Genomic DNA, 20,792 nt, shown 5'->3' on the forward strand with positions numbered 1-20,792 from the left:
ATTGGGTTATCTTACAATGACTTTTCTGGAAGTCTTGCCTTCTGTGGTTTTCAGCGTTACCAAATACATGCCCCTTTGGCGAATCTGGGCCTTGAAAAGATATTCCGCATATCCACTGCCCTCAAAGTGTTCACGTTCCTTACCACTCATATCATAAATCCCTACTTCTACACCTGTGACTTCAGGAAGAGATACACTGATGCTGAATGCTTCTGCTGGCGTCACCAGATTTGGGAAAACCGTCACCCGCTCTGTATCGGAACCTGAGATCACCAGGTCATCCATACAAGTACATCCTCTTTCGTCAGTGACAGTTACTCGGTATACTCCAGGCTCACGGACTTCTATTTTACTGCCTGTAGAATAATTGCCATGACTGCTTTCCCATTCATAAGTAAGGTTTAGTGAATCTGAGATACCCGATGCGGCATCCAACCAAAACGTTTCACCTTCTTCCAGCACCAAATCTTCACCCAGTTCAATCGCTATTTCATCAGGCATCTTGAGTGTAAATGACCTGGAGAGTTCATACCCACTATTGTCACGTACCTTTATCTGGTAATCTCCAGATCGCAACCCATCAACAAAAAGGCTATCACTGCCTTTCAGCTCCTTACGAAATCCCAACCTTTGACTCTCAAGTGTATATTTAAAAGGCCCTGTTCCTCCCACTGTATTCAAAGAAATAATTCCGCTTTCTGGATTCAGGCACAGCGGCGATTGTTTTACCTTAACCTGCGTCAGCATATACTCCTGTTTCAGAAGGGTAAAACCATCTTTGCCTGAATTATCCTGATCCCAATACAGGTTACTGAACTGCAGTTCCTGCTGTGCTGCCTTATCTTGTTTACTATTCTCGTCAGGATAAATTAAGACCAGATCATCAATATTGAAGTTACCACTACCTGTAGGGTCCATCGCCAACCAATACTTCTCCGAAGGCTCTGAAAGTTGATCTTTCTTAAAATACAGATTTGTGGAAAGTGTACTTCCTTCACCAGCAACCTGCAACAACCACTTGCGGTCAAGCATCTCGGTATGCATACCATTTGTCTCAGAAATTGTAGTGTTTAGCTCCTTACCATTGTCTCCCCATACCAAAAAACTAAGGTCCTTGATCGTACTGTTATTGGCTAAATTGGATGCAACAACCTGCTTGACACCAACCGATAATACCGATTTGGTTTCCTTAGTGCTTACAGCTTGTTTCTGATACAGTCCAAAGTAGTCATCCCTACCTATGCCAGCCATATTTTGGCTAAATCCCGCATTTTCTGTCAATGACCACAATAACTGCTCCGCTGAACTGACATAATTACTTTCAGATAAAGTAATCCCATACTTCAAAGCCAAATACGTTTCGTACTGTGCTTTCTCCAAAGGTGTCAGTATGCGATCAAAGATCAGCAACTCTGCCAATGTTCCCTTATAGTTAGGAATCTGACGTGCGTCCGCTACACTGCCAAATGTCAGGTAAGTAGCTGCACTTCGGTCTGTATTCTCACTCCAATTCTGGATAACTGTATTGAGAACAGGCACACCTACTTCATAAGAAAAGACATCCGTCAGACTATCCGGTCCAAGGACACGTCCTGTAGTCAGCATCACATCTCTCTCAGCACCGGTTGGTGTACTCCAGATACCTCTTTCCAATGTATCAGCCGGAGCAAAAACAACCATGGTACTCAAGCCTGTAATCCCTTCCAATCCAAATGGAACCTTAAATCCTTCTGTAATACCATTAAAATGGCGGACAGGCTGATAATTGACCAACTTGACAGAATCTGTCAGGGAAGCATTCAAGATATTTGCATGACGATTATGTCCACTGATATCTTTCCATTCTTTAACTGACGGATTAACTTCCAAACTCCTGTACCATACAGCAGGTCCTTGAAGAGTGTCTTGTGTTTGAGCCTCTGCTGAAAAAATGCAGGACAAAACAAAAAATAAACTTAGTAACCATCTCATAATTCAGCGTAACTCAAAAAAACAGCAAACTTAAGCTCCTTGTTAGGTGCTTACAAAAATGCTTCAGCTTCTTTGAATCAAATAGTGTTTTTTGGTAAAAAATGAAAATAAAAAATACAGGTTTCTCAATATCAATATTCATATCAAGTCCTTATTTTCAACAACTATTTCAGTCTTAGTGAATGCATAACAAAATGCGTATTTGGGTTTAGACCTACTCTACTATATACAACAGACACGATTCATTTTTTCCTACCACCCTTTCACAATTTTTTCTTAAAAATTTATGATTTTATTAAATAGCAGGTCTTTACTACATACAAGTATCTATTATTATATTTCTTCTTGCATAGAGTATTTATTTGAGATACTTATAGAAACGATATCACACAAAATTAAAATAGCCATAAGAAGTTTGACACATTTAAATATTTACAACCATTAAATTAAAAGACAAAACACATTAAAATGGGTAGCATCATTGATGGAAATGTTTCGATAGGTAAAAGTCTCACAGGAAAAACAAAGGAGCTTAATGTAAAATTAGTTCCTTCTATATTTTATTATGAACCATATGGAGACACCATAACTTTCAGTCACTTGCGTGCATATTTTAAGACTAATGCATGGGGTATTACCAAGGAAGGGTTGATTCATTCTGACGAAACGTTTCGTGAAGGCATCAGTAAACTATTAGAAGAGCTAGACTTAAAGCACGCTCAACGAATCAGTTATTCTGAATTAATTATGCAAGGTCAAAATTATGTCGATTTCACAGTAGAGGAAGAACTTGCCAATGAATTAGTTACAAGAGGATTGGCAACAAGTGAAATGAGTTATATTCTTGAAGGCACTGCTTCTATTGAGGATTACTTTACGAAAGAAAGAAAAACAATCACAATAAAACTTGTTCCATCAATGGTATATTATGAGCCCTATGATGGTTGTGTAGATGCCCATATTCGGGCTTACTTTAATACTGATGAATGGGATGTAAAAAGTGAAGGACTGATCTATAACAATGAGGTTTTTTATAATGATGTATGTCATCTTTTAAAAACACTTGGACTGAAACACTATAATCAGGTCTTTTATTCTGAACAGGGTATGCAAGGTGACGACTTTGTCGATTTTGATATAGATGAGGACCTTTCAAGAGAATTGCTCACAAAAGGTTTGACCATAGAGGAAGATGGTTAATAAGAGTTTAAATCACAATCTAACTTAAGCAAGTATTGAATTGGAATAGAGATTTCCTACTCTAATCCTTTCACATATTATGATCTACTAAATGATGTTATCCTGTTCAACCCTTTCAGGGTTATGATATATTGATTGCTGTAAAATCCAGATTGCCATCTGGAGCTAATATGGTTTGTTTCCTTCGGAAACGGTGTTTGCTGTATGAAAAAATAATCCCGAAGGGATTGAACAATAGTAGCCTTAGGCCTAAGCCTGAGGTATAAGTAAATTACATTTATCCAACTCCAAAGGAGTTGAACCTATAAACCATCGATGAGTTTAAAACTTCCGATTTCAATGATACCTCTGCTTAATTTGACGATAATGTTCAAAAAATAAACCTCTCCTGTTTCGAAAACGATGCAGAAGAGGTTCATTTATGAGACTAGCTGTTAAGCTTATTGATTGACAGAGAATTTATAAACAGAAGACGTATGGTAAATCTGTTCGGGCTCCAGTACGGTTGAAGGGAAATCAGGCTGGTTTGGTGAATCAGGGTAGTGCTGTGTTTCAAGACAGAATGCAGTCCTAAATTCATCCTTAATCCCATTTTTGAAAGTGTTATTGCCTTTCATAAAGTTACCACTGTAAAACTGTAGTCCTGGCTCTTCGGTATAAATTTCCATTACGACACCACTTTTATCGCCTTCTACCGTGGCTACCCATTCCATCCCTTGATTGTCTTTTGGTTTATCCAATACGAAGTTATGGTCGTAGCCTGCTCCGTTCTTTAGCTGTTCGTTTTCCTGTTCTATTCTCGCTCCAATAGCCGTTATTTCTCTGAAATCAAATGGAGTACCTTCTACTGTTGCTATCTCCCCTGTTGGAATTAGGGTTTCGTCTACCGGTGTGTAGTGGCTTGCATTGACTTTTAGTCCATGGTTTAGGATTGTTCCACTTCCTTCTCCATTCAGATTAAAGAAAGCATGGTTGGTTAGGTTTACCACTGTTTTCTTATCAGTAGTGGCTTTGTAATCCAACTGTAAAGCATTTTCATCAGTAAGTATATACGTGACCGTTATATCCAAATTACCCGGAAACCCTTCCTCCATATCTTTTGAGAGGTAATGTAATTCCAATGTTTGGGCATCTAGCTGTTTAGCTTCCCATACCACATCCTGAAAACCTTTATTTCCACCATGTAGGGTATTTGGTCCATTGTTCGTAGGTAGTGTGTAAGTTTTACTATCTAAAGTGAAAGTACCTTTGGCAATCCTGTTACCATATCTGCCAATTGTTGCACCGAAATACCTTTCTGAGGAATTAGCAAACTCCTGCACACTGCTGAAACCTACTACCACATCTGTCAGCTTACCTTTTTTATCAGGCACTTTCAGACCTACAAGTCTCCCTCCATAGTTGGTGATGGCCGCTTGCATACCATTGCTGTTTGTCAAGGTATACAGGTGCGTTGCCTGTCCTTCAATGGTGTCTTCAAATGCGTTGGCAGCCACCCAGGGTTTTACAGCTGTTTCTGTTGCCGCTTCCGCTGTTTCAGTCTTTTGGGTATTGCTTGTACAAGCCGTAGCTACCAGCAGCATCAGCATGCCTAAGTAAGTTGTTCTTCTCATGGTCCTGTTATTTTAGTTTGATTGCTGTTGTTTTACCAGTTCTGCCAATCTCTGCTGCATCTCGGCTACTTTTTCAGGATAGCCTTCAGCCAGATTTTTTTGCTCTTTTGGGTCTTTACGAAGGTTATACAGTTGCGGTTCATTTCCTATTCCGTGCGCTACTTTTTTGTTTTTCAGCCAGTCAGGGGTGTCATTTTCCACAGGGGCAATATACTTCCAGTCTCCCTGCCTTAATGCCAATACAAAAGCTTCTTCGATCAGTTCGGTACGCCCTTCCTCTGACACGCCCAATAAAACTTGTAAGTGGTTTTCACTATCAGGCGCTTCACCGTCCTCCACTGTTTGTCCTGTCAACTCTGCCAAAGAAGCATAAAGGTCTGTCTGTGTAAACAATGCATTACTTTTGCCGCTTTTGATTGTTGAAGGCCAGTACACAATGGTTGGTACTCTGGTTCCTGCCTCATATATACTGTATTTACCTCCTTTGAAAGGTCCACCTGGCTTGTGTTTACCTATCAGTTCTTCGGCTTGATCCTCATAACCGTCATCGAGTACCGGACCATTGTCACTGGAAAAGATGATCATGGTTTCTTCTGCGATTCCCCTTACTTCTAGCGCCTTGACGATTTCACCTACTACCCAATCCACCTGGGCGATTGCATCTCCTCTCGGTCCCATCTTGCTGGCTCCCGTAAAACGGGCATGTGGCAATCTCGGCACATGGATATCATGAAAGGAATAGTACAGGAAGAATGGTTTTTCCTTGTCAGTATCCATAAATGCAATGGCTTTTTCTGTCAGCTTATCCGGAAATTCCTCATCGACCCAACGGGCTTGCTTTCCTCCAGCCATATAACCGATTCTGCTTACCCCGTTTACAATCGTATTGCTGTGCTGCGGATCCGCTTTTACCCTCAACATTTCAGGGTTCTCTATACCGGTCGGGTCATCTCCCACCTTTTTCTTGTAACTGACCGTTATCGGGTCATTTGGATCCAACCCTACTACACGGTGGTTTTCCACAAATACAGTGGGCACACGGTCACCCGTTGCCGGAATCAGAAAACTGTAATCAAACCCAATCTCCAAAGGTCCAGGGGTAATGTCCTCATTCCAGTCCACCGTACCATTCCCCAAACCAAGATGCCACTTGCCGACTACACCTGTCCGATAACCTGCCTTCTTCAGCATGCTGGGCAAGGTTGGGGTTTCCGGTCTGATCAGTAAAGGTGCATCACCGGGTAATATCTCCGCCTTGTTACGAAAGGCATACTTTCCGGTAAGCAAGGAAAATCGGGAAGGGGTACACATGGCAGCGGCACAATGCGCATCCGTCATCATTAACCCATTGTCTGCCATCTTGTCGATATTGGGTGTCTTTACTCCTTTGGCTCCATAACACCCAACATCTCCATATCCCAAATCATCTACATACAGGATGATAATATTGGGGTGTTTCTTTTCCTGCGCACCTGCCTCAAATCGAAAGAGTCCCAGAAGGCACAGGAGTAAAAAGTAGTATTTCATGTCTATTGGTTTTTCTTTTCTGCAATGTCAATTTCGAGTCTGAAGACACTTGCCGGAGGCATCTCAATTACGCTTTTTCCCAACAAGGTTTCTTGTCTGGAAATGCTTAAGATTGTCTCATTCCAGTTTTTTTCCTCTGCAAATGGCGTAGGCGCGGTCAGGGAAGTAATCGTTACCTTTTGGTTTTTGTATTGAGGTAACAATACCTGTTTGGCATGCTCCGGGTCTCGGTTTGTCAGGAAGAGCACCAAAGTCTTGTCATTTTGCAGGGCTGCTACATCCGCTAAGGGCACATCCACTTTTGTCATGATTCGTTGTCCTAGTGCGGCTAAGTTAAATGTTTCTCCTTCCATCCGACATGGTACTAGATAAAAGTCCTTCCCATCATCAAAAATTTCAGCAAACATTCTCAACACATAAGCTCCCGGATTGATGGGCCTGAAATCCTTCAGATAAGGGCGAAACCAAAGGGTATTGTCTGTCTGGTGGCTGAATTTCACGAACTCACTTTTCCGGAGAAAAGCGTTGTACATCCCTGCTACAAATACGGCATGCCACATGTTTTCCATTTCAACCTGATAACCTTCCCCTATCCGGAAACCTCCCATATTCCATTCCCCCACATTGACCATCATGGGGTGGGCCTGCCTTTGTATTTCCTCCGTCAACATGGACAGTACCGAATCATATTGAGATGGATACCCCATATAAGTTAGCAGTAACTCTTCTTTAGTATGCTGCTTCAACTCTTTCCGATTTACGGTTACCCTATTGGCATACCTGTGGATGTCTATCCCATCCATGATATCACCCGCTTTTTCCAGTAGTATACGGTTCCAAATCTCGGCATCATGGTCTGTATACATAGGGTCTGCACCTGCTGCTAGCACCTTGATCTCAGGATCTACATTCTTCATAGCAAGGATGTAATTTCTTACTCCTTCTGCATATTCAGGAGCAAAGACATACCCTGCCTGATACGGACCATAATGCTCATTCCCTACCTGCCAATATTTTACTTTCCATGGCTCAGGATACCCATGTTGCTTGCGCAATTTCCCCATAGCTGTTGTGGTATCGCCATTGACATACTCCACCCATTGAGCAATATATTCAGGGGTAGCGATTTCCGGATTGAATGGTACATTGATATAAGGTTCCACTCCTGACAAACGACAGAACGCCAGAAACTCATTGGTACCAAAGTAATTGGGCTCCAAACCGCCCCATTCATCATTGATGCTGACAGGCCTTTGTTCCCAGTTGCCAATACCATCTGTCCAGCGGTAACGGCTCGCATAGTTTCCTCCTGGCCAACGGATTGTCTTCACCCTGTATTCCTTCATGTTCTGAATTGTGGTCGGGTTAAAGATTCCTGTCACAGCATCTGATGATACAAGCTGCACATGGTCAATGTCTACAATGGCCTGCTCACTGAAAGAAAGTTGCAGGTCAAAAATACCAAAAGGGCTTTCCCTATAGCGGTTATTGGAAGCTTGCGGAAGGGTAAGTCGCAACGCATAAGACTGCCAGTCTGCTGATAGTTTTACTTGCTCAGCAGCTACTACCAAACTGTCAGCGCTTTGCAGGCTGACTTTCAGGTTTGCTGTCCGATTGGACCTTGCCCAAAAGCGAATGTCATAAGATAGGGTTCGCTGATCCGGAGTGGCTGTTCGCTGTGAAAGGGTTACCTGATTTCCTGCTGTCAGGTTGATCAGACGCTGAAAATCATGCCCATGTTTCCCATTGGTGATTATGGCTGGTCTGGATTTCCCTTCAGCGCTAACCTGCCAAGGATAGGCCACGTTATGCTGAATAGGAATATCCCTGAAAAGCAATTCATCCCGAATATGGTCATTGTTCCTTTCATTCCAGTGTTCAAAAGACCCATTGGCCAAATGCTGGGAGACAAAACCGGGGTAAGCATCTCTTCCGTTCAACTCAAAGAAGCGACCAAAAATCAAGGGTGACACTTTTGCCTTTGATACTTTACCAGTATCCAACAGCAATGTAACCTTATGTCTCTGAGCAGGGAGCCTGTTGGAATTGAACAGGATAAAAAGTCCTAAAAAATAGATAATAGCTTTTTTCATAGGAGGGTTTATATATTCTAGCTAACGGATAAAAATAACTGCCCACAATCGTGATTGTGGGCAGTGTATCTGTTGCAATTAATATCCTTGGTTTTGTTGACCTTCTAACGCTGGATTCGAATTCATCTCCTTTTCAGGAATCGGGAACCGTACGTGGAAGCCCTGTGCATTTACCCCTCTTGCCTGTGCCTTGGAAACAAACTTTCCATGACGAATCAGGTCTTCTCTTCTCTTGGCTTCTGAAACAAATTCCCAACCTCTTTCCTGCAAGATCAGATCTCTTAAAGCCTCTTTGCTTGATGCTTCAGTCATGGTCAGGTCTGCCAGCCCTGCACGGTTTCTTACCTGATTGATTAGGTCAAGGGCTTCCTGTGTCGGTCCATTGATTTCGTTCAGTGCTTCTGCCCTTGACAGCAGGATATCCGCATACCTGACGATCGGCGTATCGTTCCCATGAAAATTACCCAATGCATTGTTATCAAAGAATTTTAAGCTTCTGGAATTGTCCGGTGTATTTCTCAGGTTGACTTTCTTGCCTTGCAGGTTGATATAATCTTCAATGATCAATCCGAATCGGGCATCTGTCGGGTCAAATGAATCCACAAACTCATCCCTCAAACGATACTGTGTTGCCCAGTTACTCATACCTGTTGTCCAAACCAATTCAGGTAACTTTTCTGAATACTGGAAGCCTGGAGGCACAGCTCCATTTGGGAACATATTTCCTAACTGCAAATCTGCAATCTGTGGCCATGCCACTATCATTTCCCTGTTCTGCTCATTCTCTACCCTGAAAAGTTTTGTGAAGTCAGGGTACAGCTCATAGTAACCCAAATCCATCAGCTGTTGAGAGACTTCTACCACTTTTTGCCACTGCTTGGTATTGAGATAAAACTTGGTCAGAATTCCTAAAGCATGACCTTTGCTTGCCCTTCCATACTGTGCTTCTTGTCCCGGTGCAGGCAAGTCAGCTACAATCTCCGAAAGTTCCATCGCGATAAAGTCCTTTATTTCCTCTTCGGAAGCACGCCCTTTTGGTTCTGCATCAGTCGAGCTAACCACCAAAGGTACTGACCCAAACCAACCATACAGGAATGCATATTCCGTAGCACGGATATATCTGGCTTCTGCCTTCAATTGCGCCTTCATGGCCTCATCCGCATCCGAATTGTCTACATTGTCAATCAACAGGTTGGCATCACGGATAGCAAAGTAAGCCTGATTCCACATATCCACTTCCAGCCATGCTACTGAAGGATCCCAAGTAAAGTTGATAAATAGTGATAAGGTTCTATTTTCTCCACCGCCGGAGTTGAATGCCATATCGGTGGTTACTTCTTCCATATTGATTACATCCTTATAGATGTTCTGGATATTGTAATTGGTGTATGCCGAATACAGCAGGGAAGTAAGTCCTGCCTCATTGGTCAATACATTATTGGAGGCAAATTCTCCCGGAGGTGTTACTTCCAGATAGTCCTCACAAGCCGTCAGCGGAGCAGCCAGCAGGGAAGCAAAAAGAAACGGTTTGATATATTGTTTGATACGCATCTTAGTTCATGTTTTGAATAGCTCTGAAATCGTCAATAAAGGCATAGTTAAACTGCTCTTGCCCAGTAGAAGGGTTCAATACCACTGACCGGTTTACGTACAAGGCGTTCAACACCCAAGGATCCGTATTGGCTGTAAAGTCCTGACCATAAGGGTAGCTCTGTCTGATGCCATATGTAGCAATGTAGAATTTGTTATAGCCCGTCATCAAATCATAAGCATTAGAGAGGTAGAACTTCCGGTTCTCAAACCAGTAGCTGTTTTGCAAGAAAGCCACCCATTCAGGACGTGAAACTGGATTCTTTAGGGCATAATCTATGTACTGGTAGTTCTTCCAGTTAGTATTCCTGCCGTACTCCTGAGCAAAGTTGGAAGGAATATTTTCCTGAAGTTTCAGTTTCCAATGCTTCATCAGTGAGAACTCCGTTACCAATATTTTCTGATCATCCCTGATTCTCGTATTCACATAATCCATGGAGCCTGTAATATCCTCAATCGCTGAATGGTGAATATGCAGGTCAATACCTGAAATCCAGTTCTTTTCCTTTACAAAAGCCAGCAGGTCTACGACAGCCTGTGTCCTGAGAGAATTCTGGTAAAGGTTATTGATTGCCCCCAGGAAAATTGGTGTATCATTCTTGGTCTGGTTAGTACGGTAGTTTTTAACCTTCTTGGCAATCTCTTTATAAAAATCCACCAGACGCTGGTCTCGCTCCCCGATCGGTGTTTCGATAAAAGGTTCGTTCCCCACAACGATAATGTCCGTCTTGTTCCATACCTTGTTCAGCACTTGTGTCAGGAAGTTTTTATAGTCTGTCATCTCCTGACTACCTACTGCAGGCATGGATAAGCCTTTTCCTTTGAAATCCCACTTGATATTCAGGATTGTCTTGTAACCATTGTCTTTCAGCGTCAGGTAATTCTGAATCCGTACGTCAGTATCCAATTTTGAAGGATCATTATAGAACTGGAAAAAGTCTACAAATCCCCTTACCCATGTTGTCTGTGTACGTTGCAGGTTGTCGTAATCCACAAAGTCAAGCTGCCCATTGTAATTGATCCCAAACGCCTGTACTTCAGTTAAGCTAACTTTATAGTTTGAGGTGTCTGATACCTCTTCAATTTTATTGTTGTCTGTCAGCGGTTCCTTCACTGTTTCCATCTCCTTCTCGCACGCACCCAGTCCCATCAGTAGCAGAAAACAAACAACGTTTAACCAAATATTGAACTGTTTCATCTTGGGTTTAAATTTTGGAGTAAATAATGCAAAAGATTAGAATCCAATGTTCAGGCCTACCATAAAGGTTCTCGCCAATGGGTAAGCGTTGTAATCGATCTTCAGGATGTTGCTACCGTTAGCGTTACTTGCAGGGTCTACCCCACTATAACCAGTAAAAGTCATCAGGTTCTGACCGGTTACATACACATTCAACTTGTTGATATATTTCAGTTTTTCGACTGGTAGGTTATAGCCTAACCTTACAGACTGAAGACGAATATAAGAGGCATCCTCCACCGTTTTGGTATTCACCATACGCTGTCCCTGAGCAGTTGGGTTGACAAATGAAGGATACTCATCCGATGGGTTTGACTCTGTCCAACGGTTCAGGTATGGCTCAGCCAGTTTGTTACGTCTGAAGTTGATCGGGAAATAGGTATCCACCAAGTTGTTGTTCAGCAAGCTGTTTCCGTGTACCCCTTCAATAAAGGCTGACAATGAGAAGTTACCATAAGAGAAGGTGTTGGTCAGACCCCAGCTAAAGTCAGGGAATGGACTGCCGATAATTGTACGGTCATCATCGTTGATGGTACCGTCTCCATTCAGGTCACGGAACTTCATATCACCCGGTGCTACATTGTCCTGCGTTACTGAAAAATCATCATTTGCCTGCCATACACCATCCACGATATAACCATAATAGGAGTTTAGAGGCTCACCAACACGGATTACAGAAGCCCCAGACACAAAGCCAAGGTTACCGGCAATGATCTCATCTGTATCGCCCAAGTCCAGTACCTTGTTACGGATCACCGAGAAGTTAATATTGGTATCCCACTTGAACTTGCCTACCAAGTTCTTGGAGTCAATCATAAACTCAATACCTGCATTCTGCATGCTGCCTACGTTTTCAAGTCTTGAGCCAAAGCCAAGGCTGGTAGGTTTTGGTACATTCAACAAAAGGTCTGTTGTTTTCCTGTTGAAATATTCGATGGTACCGTAGATACGATCTTCCATAAAACCAAAGTCCAATCCTATATCCAACTGATTGGTTGCCTCCCATTTCAGGTCTGGGTTTGGCGTTCTTGATGGATTGATTGTTGTGTATTTGTTATCGCCAAATACGACATCCTTACCTACCGAAAGCGTGGACAGGTACATGTAGTTGGCAATGGACTGATTACCAATCGCTCCGTAACTAGCTCTCAATTTCAGTTGTGAAAGCACCTCCACATCTTTTAAAAATTCCTCGTTTTTCATCTTCCATGCCACTGCTGCAGAAGGGAAATAACCGAAGCGATTGCTTGGTCCGAAACGGGAAGAACCATCAGCCCTGAACGAAGCCGTAATCAGGTATCTGTCTTTAATAGAGTAGTTTACTCTGCCTAGGAATGAGAGCAGTCTAGCACTCTGCGCACCGCTTCCCAATTGGTTCAGCAATGGGTCTCCCGAACCGATGGCGTTGTATTCAAGATCAGGCAATGTAAAGCCCCTGCCTGTTCCTGTAAATGACTCACTGAAGAATTCTTCTGTCGTTACACCGGCTACAGCATTGATATAGTTTTCACCAAAAGTCTTGTTATAATTCAGCGTACCTTCTAACAGGTAAGAGGTTCTCAGTCCTGTCAGCAATGAGGCAATCCCCCCTTGTTGACTGCCGTCCAAGGTCTCAGGACTAACCCATACTTTACGTTTAGAAGAGTTAAAGTCTCCCCCTATCCTAACCTTAGCAGACAAGGATGGTAATAGAAAATATTCACCGAATATGGAACCGAATGTACGGTAAGTATCTGCTATCGCTTGCTCACCTTCCAGCAAGGCTACTGGGTTATCAATGGTAATAAACTGAGAGCGATTAAAGTTTCCATTTCCGTCATAGATGGAGATCGTCGGGTCGTAGTTGATCGCTGCATAGATAGCACCACCATTCTCATTTACCCCAACACCATTTGACACAAAGTCATCCTTGATTAAGGAGGTTGTCAGGTTGATTCCAAACTTGTATTTCTTGTCAATGCCATTCTCCAGATTAAGGCGGGCAGTATAACGTTTGATACCAGACTCTTTCACCACACCTTGCTGGTCAAAATAACCCAATGACACATAATAGCTTGTATTGCCACCACTACCTGAGAAGTTCAAGTTGTGGCTCTGTACTGGTGCTGACCTTACCAGTTCTTTTTGCCAATCTGTTCCTCCTTCCTGAATTTCGCCAACTTCCTCATCAGCATTGCCACCACCGTCGGCAATAATATCATTCAGTACTTGCTTATACTCCGTAGCTGACAATAAGTCTAACTGATTGGCAACAGTCTGCATACCATAATAAGTATCATAAGAAACTCTTAAGCTTCCGTCTTTACCTTTTTTGGTTGTAATCATAACTACTCCATTGGCACCCCTGGCACCATAGATCGCTGTTGCGGAAGCATCTTTCAGAATTTCAATAGACTCAATATCACTTGGATTCAAGGCATTCAGCGGATTTCGAGGGTTGTTGTTTGCAGCAAAGCCTGCCCCTGTTCCCGACACTGCCGCTGCATTGTTGATCGGCATGCCGTCAATCACATATAATGGCTCGTTACCTGCCGTTATGGAACTTGCTCCACGGATATTAATCGACATGGCTCCACCCGGCTCACTGCTTTTCTGTTGGATAGCCACACCTGGTGCTCTACCCTGCATCAGTTGCTCAAGAGAAGCATTACTTCCTGCATTCAGCGATTCCGCTTTCATTGAAACGACTGAACCCGTCAAGTCACTTTTCTTTACAGAACCATAACCTACTACCACTAACTCATCCAGCTGTGTCATATCCAACTCAAGAGATACTTTAAGATTGGTTTGGTTACCAACTGCTATTTCTTGCGTTTTATAACCAATATAGCTGACTACCAACGTAGAATTGGATTTGATTGACAACTTGAACTTGCCATCCAAATCTGTAATCGTACCATTGGTAGAACCTTTCTCTACTACGTTTACCCCAATCAGTGGCTCACCATCATCTGAGGAAAACACATGACCAGAGATTAGATTCGCTTGTGCACGTGTAACTTGTGGCAGCAACAGCTGACAAAGTAAAATCACACAAAACAGGAGCTTCAGCAATTGCCGAGTACTACCCCCAATAGAGCATGGTAAATGTTTTGCATTCATTTTCATATTGTTGTTTAATTGGGTTTGAAAACAGCCAGCCAAAGGCTGCCCGATTATCAAGTGTGTCTATCAGTTCAGTTTCAAATCAGGCAGAGGAGCTTGAAGTCCAGAAATCTCCCCTGCCTTGCATTATTGATTTATCAGTTGGCTGCCGTATCAGGCGACAGCGGTATCATTACTTCAGATGTATATAATCCAAGGTCAAAAGCTGCCTTTTCCTTCCCATTTTCCACTTCTACTGCCAGTACATTCTCACCTTCCTTCAAGTATTTGATAGCCTCATTGAATAGCTCATGGCTGTAGTGTCTTTTTCTGCCTCCTTTATCCTCAATGGTTTTAATCTCATGCCCGTTGACATAAATCTTTACCTTTGCCTTCGGTAGATAGTGCTTGATGTATAAGTGCTGTGGCAACTGGCTCAGGTAGAACTTCTTTCTTGCATAAAGCTTGTCTGAATCCCATCCTGTGCTTGCTTCCAGTGTATACATTTCCTCAGTACTGAATGGTCCTTCCTTTTTCATCCAGAAGAAGTCATCGTAATCAGTAGCCATCCAGTTTTTAGCAGGCTTGCTTTCTGTTACCATCCATTCCTGACGTTCTGTTTCCGAATCGGCTACCAACATTTGCTTGTTCCACCAAGGTTGGTACAGCTTGGCAGACAGCTTTTTGATCTCTGCCGGATTTACCTTGATCACTTCACGGTCATAGGTCATCAGTCCATTTACCTCACCTTCCACATCTGTCGTTTGCGTATATACCGCAGCTGAAAGTCCCCAACCTACCAACGGTTGCAACTCTTCCACAATGCGGCTAAACTCATCTGTGAATACTTCTTGACTATTGTAGGTCAGGTACCCCCAGTTCTTCTTATTCCACCACAGGTGATTTTCCACAGGCCAGCCCAATCCACCAAACTCACCCAAAACGGAAGCCCGGTTTTTCTCAGCAGGCTCCATACCAGGTCCTGGATACAGGTGAATGTCTACCAGATCTCCTACGCCACGGTCTGCCCATCCGCTTGGTGCATCACAGATACGGGTTGGGTCATAGTTTTTCACCCATTCAGCGATGCGCTCCGTATCGTACTGTCCCCAACCTTCATTGAATGGTACCCAAACCACAATGGAAGGAAAAGTCCCGAAGTCATCCATCATCTCTTTCAACTCTGACTCAAACTGTACAGCCGACTCTTTGGGACGTTTCACATCCTTTTCCCATGCTTCCACTCTCAGTTCTTTCAGGTAATTGCCGTTCGGCATGTCCTGCCAAACCAAAACACCCATCTTATCGCAGTGGTAGTAGTAACGGGCAGGCTCCACCTTTACATGTTTTCTGATCATGTTAAAACCCATATCACGGGTTACCTTTACGTCATAGAGCATTGCCTCTTCGGTAGGTGCTGTATACAGACCGTCAGGCCACCAACCCTGATCCAACAACCCCCAATGGAAGACAGGCTCGTTGTTCAGCATAATGCGTGTATAACCGTTGGCATCCTTACCCAGTGAGATCTTACGCATACCAAAGTAGCTGCCTACCTTGTCTATGGTATTGCCTTTCTCATCCTGCAAGGCAATTTCCATATCATATAAGAATGGATTTTCAGGAGACCACAATTTCGGATCTGCAATGTTAAGGTCAATCTCTGCCTGACTGCTTCCCACCTTCAGCGCTGTTGTCTGCACGTTCACCGTTTTACCTTCCACTTTGGCTGTCACGACCAGGTTCAGGTCTTTTGAAAGAGGCGAGAATTCCATCTTCACTGCTGCCTGACGCTGATCGATATCAGGTCGGGTATTGATTCTCTTTACATAATCCATTGGCACAGTCTCTAACCAAACCGTCTGCCAGATGCCTGTAACTGGTGTATACCAAATGCCACGAGGAGTAGCCGATTGCTTACCTCTTGCCTGTGTATCTTGGTCTGTCGGGTCCCAAACCCTTACCAGCAGTTCCTGCTCTCCCTCTTTCAGGTATGCCGTAATATCAAACTCAAAAGGGTCAAAACCACCACGGTGTACGCCGATCTCCTTGCCATTCAGGAAAACCGTCGCTTCCCAGTCTACTGCATCGAAGTGCAATAATACACGCTCCTTGTTATTTTTCTTAGCCGTAAAAGTCCTTTTGTACCAAAGGTAATTTTCCTGCCCCACCATTTTCTTAACCTGACTCAACTCAGATTCCACTGCAAATGGCACCAGAATATTACCATCAAATTTGGAAGGTTTTCCTTTTCCTTTTGACTCTATGGCATATTCCCAATAACCGTTCAGGTTTTCCCAATTGTCACGGGTCATCTGCGGACGTGGGTATTCTGGTCTTACATTTTGTGGATCAACCTCCTTTGCCCACTTCGTCTGCATGGAATACTGCAAGACGTCCTGCTTTTTCTGTGCCTGCAAACCGGTTGCACTCAGGCAAGCCATGAGTACCAACAGGGCACTTTTTCTCAATTTCATAAGGATTTAGTTATAATAGTTTCTTGTCAAAATTGTCTTAACAAAAGGCTGTAGGGTATCGGGATACCTTTTGAGGGGTTTCCGAAAATAATGCTCAGTCTTCTTGTTGGAAATTCAGCAGCGGCTGGTCATTACCGCTGCTGAAAGGAATATTATTGCGGCATCGGGTAAACCTGATAAGCCTGTGCTTGCTGCTCCCAAAGGGCTGCCAACTCTTCTACCTTTTCAGGGTGTTTCGCTGCCAGATTATGCATTTCTGTTTGGTCTTCAGCCAGATTGTACAGTTCCCAATCTGATTTTTTGTCTAACATTACCAGCTTCCAGTCGCCCTGTCTGATGGCCTTGCTGCCAAAATGCTCCCAGAACAAGGTATTTCGCTGCACTTCGCCTGTACCTTTGATCGCAGGTACAAGGCTTGTCCCTACTGTTGGCGTAATGTTATGCCCATTTAATTGCGTTGGGTATGCTGTCCCTGCCAGCTCCACAAATGTTGCCATCAAGTCTGCTACATGGCCAGTCTGTTTTTCAAATCCGCCCTGCTTTGTGATTCCCTTTGGCCAGTGCATAATCATAGGGGTACGAATCCCACCTTCGAAAACTTTGGATTTGTAATAACGGAAAGGCGTATTCGCAACATTTGCCCAAACCGGACCAATACCCGCATGAACCGTCTGTGGTCCCGGCATGGCATCTGTGCTTTTGTCTACTGGGAACTTCACTTCTTCACCCTGACGGGTACTACCTGCACGGTCAAAGCCAGGTCCGTATTTGGAAGGACGCTCGTAACTGGCGCCATTGTCGGAAAGGAAGAGGATGATGGTATTATCCATCTCCCCTGTTTCCTCCAATTTATCCATCAACTTTCCAATTGTTTGATCCATTCTATCGATCATTGCTGCATGAACCGCCATCGCATGAGCATCCCATTCTTTGTTGGGGTTAGTTTCCCAATCCAGTTTTGGGAACATACGTGGCGAGAATTCTGCATTCTCTTTGCTGATCAGTCCCAGCTGTTGCATACGCTCATAGCGTTTTACCCTGATTGAGTCCCAACCAATTTTATATACGCTTTCATATTTCTTGATATCCTCCGGCAAAGCTTGCAATGGCCAGTGCGGGGCACAATGCGCCACATACAGGAAGAAGGGCTTATCGTCCTTGGCAAACTCGTCTACATAAGCGACTGCCGAATCTCCGATTGCATTCGTATGGTAATAGCCTTCCGGTACGCTTTCCACTTTCTCATCCCCATTCATCAAACTGAACGGATCAAAGTAATCCACCACTCCCCAGATATTACCATAATACTTTTCAAAACCACGAGCTGTCGGATAGGTAGACTTGTCTGAGAAATCCCCCAAATCTTTTTGGTGTGCTAGCCAAGCCAGTTGCTCATCTTTCTCTCTGCGCTCTGTAGGAGATACATGCCATTTACCCACCATACCTGTATGGTAACCAGCTCCCTTAAGTACCTCAGCCACCGTAACAGTATTTTCGGTCAGGTAGCCTCTGTAGCCCGGCTGTCCTGCATCCATCGTCATGCGACCGATACCAGCCTGATGCGGATAAAGTCCTGTCAGGAATGACGCCCTTGTCGGGCAGCAACGGGAGGTGTTATAAAACTGCGTGAAGCGGACACCTTCTCCCGCCAACTTGTCCAACGATGGAGTCTCAACTTCACCGCCAAAACAACCCAAGTCGGAGTAGCCCAAATCATCTGCCATAATCACGACAATATTCGGTCGCTTATCCCCTTCCGAATCCTGCGTGCTTGCCGTTCTGTTTCCCTGTGTTGCGCATCCTGCCATAAAAGGCAACAGCAGAAAAAAATAAAAGTAAGCTTTATAGTTCATAGAATGCTTTATTTAAAAATGTCTCAGTCAAATTGAGGTGGCGATATGCGCTACCATCCTTCACAAAAGTAAGCGCACCCATCCAATTCGACTTGCACTATTGTTTAAATGTCCTGCCTACACGTTATAATCAAACGTCATGTACACACTTTTAAACAAAAGTACCGGTTGTGAACATATATACATGGAAAAACCCACCAACTGAGCACTTAATCGCACTATTCTGACAGAAAGTTGAACGATAACGAAGGATTTTTTGGGTAGTAGAAATGAAAAAATGCTGGGATTGAACAGAATTGAGGGGGATGAATTTATGACAGCTGATAGTCTATCAGCATTGTATGTACATCACACACATATATTCAAAACCCCAAACTGAATTTGGTTTTAGCAGATATTAATGGTAGGATTGCCCCTCAAAAACAAAACACTCAGGAAAGTTATCAAAGATGTCTATGCACTATATCGTATGGAGGTTTTATTCATTTATCTCACAAAATGAATTGAAAGTAAAAGAAGAAGATATCGGATATGGAAGGTGGTTAGGGGGAGCTGTGTTTTCTATTTTCCCTTTTTTAAATTTAGTTGTTTTAAAAGTTTATCTAAAAAATGAGTTTGGGTTCACAACTATTCTAGATTCTATTAATAGTAGATGGGCAGGACTTATTATGTTGATGTCAGTTAATTTTTTTGTTCACTTTTTAATTGTGAAAAGGGATGATTTTATGACTAGGTATAAAAAGAAAGACCCTTTAAAAGGGTGGCTTATATTTTTGTATATAATCATTTCTATATTAACATTGGCTTTCTAACAACACTTAGCATTAATTAATGCCTAATTGATATTTAAAAGTATGATCCATAATATATTTACAATACTCCGTAAAGTTTTTTGAGTCTTGGCAATAAAAAAGCGAAAGCTTAATTTTGTGGTTCCTACACCCAAATAAAACTTTCGCTCATGAGCATCGAGATACTCACGGAACAAATATTGGATAAAATGCAGGGCTTACGCTGGGCCTCAGAAGAAATTTTTGATTCACCCCTTCACTACCACACTGATAATCAGTGGAATATATAATCTAACCAACATTGCCCGTTACAGTCAGTTGACTGAAACAACATTGAGAAATTGGTTCGGCAAAGGATTCAATTTCTTTACCTTTAATACCTTATTACTCTCTCACTGTCAAAAGCAAGAATGGGTAGTGGCATTTGATCCGAGTTTCCTTTCCAAATCAGGCACGGCTATTTCTAGTCTAGCTGTGCAGGAAGGGAAATGCATGGACTTGAGATTGCAGGTTTTGCAGCCATAGGCTTGGAAGATGAGACCGCTCTTCACTTGGAAGCAGAACAGACCGTGGGACATGGGGGTTATAGTACGCTATTAGTTATTATGCTTTTATGGTCAAACGCAAAGAAGAAGACCTCAAGCGTATTTCTAATATTTTGGTGGCAGATGCCTACTTTTCTCGCAAACCATTCGTGGATAAAGTGATTGAAAGCGGCTTGACATTGGTAAGCAAACTAGCCTCCAATGCGGTGCTGCGCTACCGATATACTGGAGAATAGGCCGCAAAAGGAAGACCTAAAGTCTACAGTAAAAAGGTGGATAAATTGCACCCTGACCTGCTACACTTCAAGTTAATTTCTGGTGAAATGGATGCAGTAAAAATCTATGAAGGGGTTGTCAAGCCTGGCCGGTCGCCTTCAAGCGCGCTACAGCTCTTTGCCAAATGCGTGACCCTGTATAAAACAAACAGGAAGGGCAAGATTAAAACAGAAGTATACTTCAGTACTGACACGAAAATGGATGGCATGAAGCTGCTTAGAATCTACAGACTCCGATTTTCTACAAAGATGGCAAACAGCATCTAGGACTCAATCAGTCACAAGTCAGGAGCAAAGAGAAGGTTCATTTTCATACTAATGCCAGCCTGACGGCGGTGAACTTGGCGAAGGTTTGTCATCACTTGAGTGTACCGATGGAAGAGAGAGGAACTTTCTCTTTGTCGGATATTAAGGCATTGGCTTTCAATGAGCATTTCCTTCAAAAAGTTTTTTTCAAGATTCGGAATAGATGCCCGAACCAATAAAAAATCAGCTGCCTATCGGGAGTTGATTGAATATGGCAAGATTGCCGCCTA

The 20,792-nt window shown here is 43.1% G+C and carries 13 protein-coding genes; 4 read left to right on the forward strand and 9 right to left on the reverse strand.

Features of this window, described 5'->3' with window-relative positions; genetic code table 11:
• Window positions 1-6: 6 nt before the first annotated feature.
• A complete protein-coding gene (locus V6R21_RS01880) occupies window positions 7-1,971 on the reverse strand; it encodes a T9SS type A sorting domain-containing protein (RefSeq protein WP_334240361.1) in 1,965 nt (654 codons plus the stop codon).
• 468 nt (window positions 1,972-2,439) lie between these two features.
• Between V6R21_RS01880 and V6R21_RS01885 the strand changes: the two genes are divergently transcribed.
• Window positions 2,440-3,171: a hypothetical protein gene (locus tag V6R21_RS01885; protein ID WP_334240363.1), complete on the forward strand. Its 732-nt coding sequence runs from the start codon at window positions 2,440-2,442 to the stop codon at window positions 3,169-3,171.
• A gap of 440 nt (window positions 3,172-3,611) precedes the next feature.
• Here the strand turns inward: V6R21_RS01885 and V6R21_RS01890 are convergent, their stop codons facing one another.
• The 8 genes from V6R21_RS01890 to V6R21_RS01925 form a co-directional block, all read right to left on the reverse strand.
• Entirely contained in the window at window positions 3,612-4,784 is a 1,173-nt protein-coding gene (locus tag V6R21_RS01890) for an aldose epimerase family protein (RefSeq protein ID WP_334240365.1), read from the reverse strand.
• 12 nt (window positions 4,785-4,796) lie between these two features.
• Window positions 4,797-6,311, reverse strand: coding sequence for a sulfatase-like hydrolase/transferase (locus V6R21_RS01895; protein WP_334240366.1), 1,515 nt, complete (start codon window positions 6,309-6,311; stop codon window positions 4,797-4,799).
• A 2-nt stretch (window positions 6,312-6,313) separates the two neighbouring features.
• A complete protein-coding gene (locus V6R21_RS01900) occupies window positions 6,314-8,404 on the reverse strand; it encodes a hypothetical protein (protein WP_334240367.1) in 2,091 nt (696 codons plus the stop codon).
• Window positions 8,405-8,482: 78 nt separating this feature from the next.
• Window positions 8,483-9,955, reverse strand: coding sequence for a RagB/SusD family nutrient uptake outer membrane protein (locus V6R21_RS01905; protein WP_334240368.1), 1,473 nt, complete (start codon window positions 9,953-9,955; stop codon window positions 8,483-8,485).
• A gap of 1 nt (window position 9,956) precedes the next feature.
• The gene (locus V6R21_RS01910; protein ID WP_334240370.1) at window positions 9,957-11,192 is read right to left on the reverse strand and encodes a hypothetical protein; all 1,236 of its coding nucleotides are present in this window, start codon (window positions 11,190-11,192) and stop codon (window positions 9,957-9,959) included.
• A 36-nt stretch (window positions 11,193-11,228) separates the two neighbouring features.
• Window positions 11,229-14,333, reverse strand: a complete 3,105-nt coding sequence (locus V6R21_RS01915) for a SusC/RagA family TonB-linked outer membrane protein (protein WP_334240371.1) — start codon at window positions 14,331-14,333, stop codon at window positions 11,229-11,231.
• Between the two features lie 140 nt (window positions 14,334-14,473).
• Window positions 14,474-16,792 carry a glycoside hydrolase family 2 protein gene (locus V6R21_RS01920; RefSeq protein WP_334240373.1) on the reverse strand — a complete coding sequence of 773 codons (2,319 nt, stop codon included), beginning with the start codon at window positions 16,790-16,792 and terminating at the stop codon, window positions 14,474-14,476.
• Window positions 16,793-16,944: 152 nt separating this feature from the next.
• Window positions 16,945-18,645, reverse strand: coding sequence for an arylsulfatase (locus V6R21_RS01925; protein WP_334240375.1), 1,701 nt, complete (start codon window positions 18,643-18,645; stop codon window positions 16,945-16,947).
• Between the two features lie 503 nt (window positions 18,646-19,148).
• Here V6R21_RS01925 and V6R21_RS01930 point away from each other — a divergent pair.
• The 3 genes from V6R21_RS01930 to V6R21_RS01940 all read left to right on the forward strand — a co-directional run bounded on the left by V6R21_RS01930 (window position 19,149) and on the right by V6R21_RS01940 (window position 20,523).
• The gene (locus tag V6R21_RS01930) at window positions 19,149-19,457 is read left to right on the forward strand and encodes a hypothetical protein (RefSeq protein ID WP_334240377.1); all 309 of its coding nucleotides are present in this window, start codon (window positions 19,149-19,151) and stop codon (window positions 19,455-19,457) included.
• Between the two features lie 592 nt (window positions 19,458-20,049).
• On the forward strand, window positions 20,050-20,217 hold the full coding sequence (locus V6R21_RS01935) for a hypothetical protein (RefSeq protein ID WP_334240378.1): 168 nt from the start codon (window positions 20,050-20,052) through the stop codon (window positions 20,215-20,217).
• Window positions 20,218-20,253: 36 nt separating this feature from the next.
• Window positions 20,254-20,523, forward strand: a complete 270-nt coding sequence (locus V6R21_RS01940; protein WP_334240379.1) for a hypothetical protein — start codon at window positions 20,254-20,256, stop codon at window positions 20,521-20,523.
• Window positions 20,524-20,792 lie beyond the last annotated feature (269 nt).

The organism is Limibacter armeniacum, from assembly GCF_036880985.1.
GTDB classification, from domain to species: Bacteria; Bacteroidota; Bacteroidia; order Cytophagales; family Flammeovirgaceae; genus Limibacter; species Limibacter armeniacum.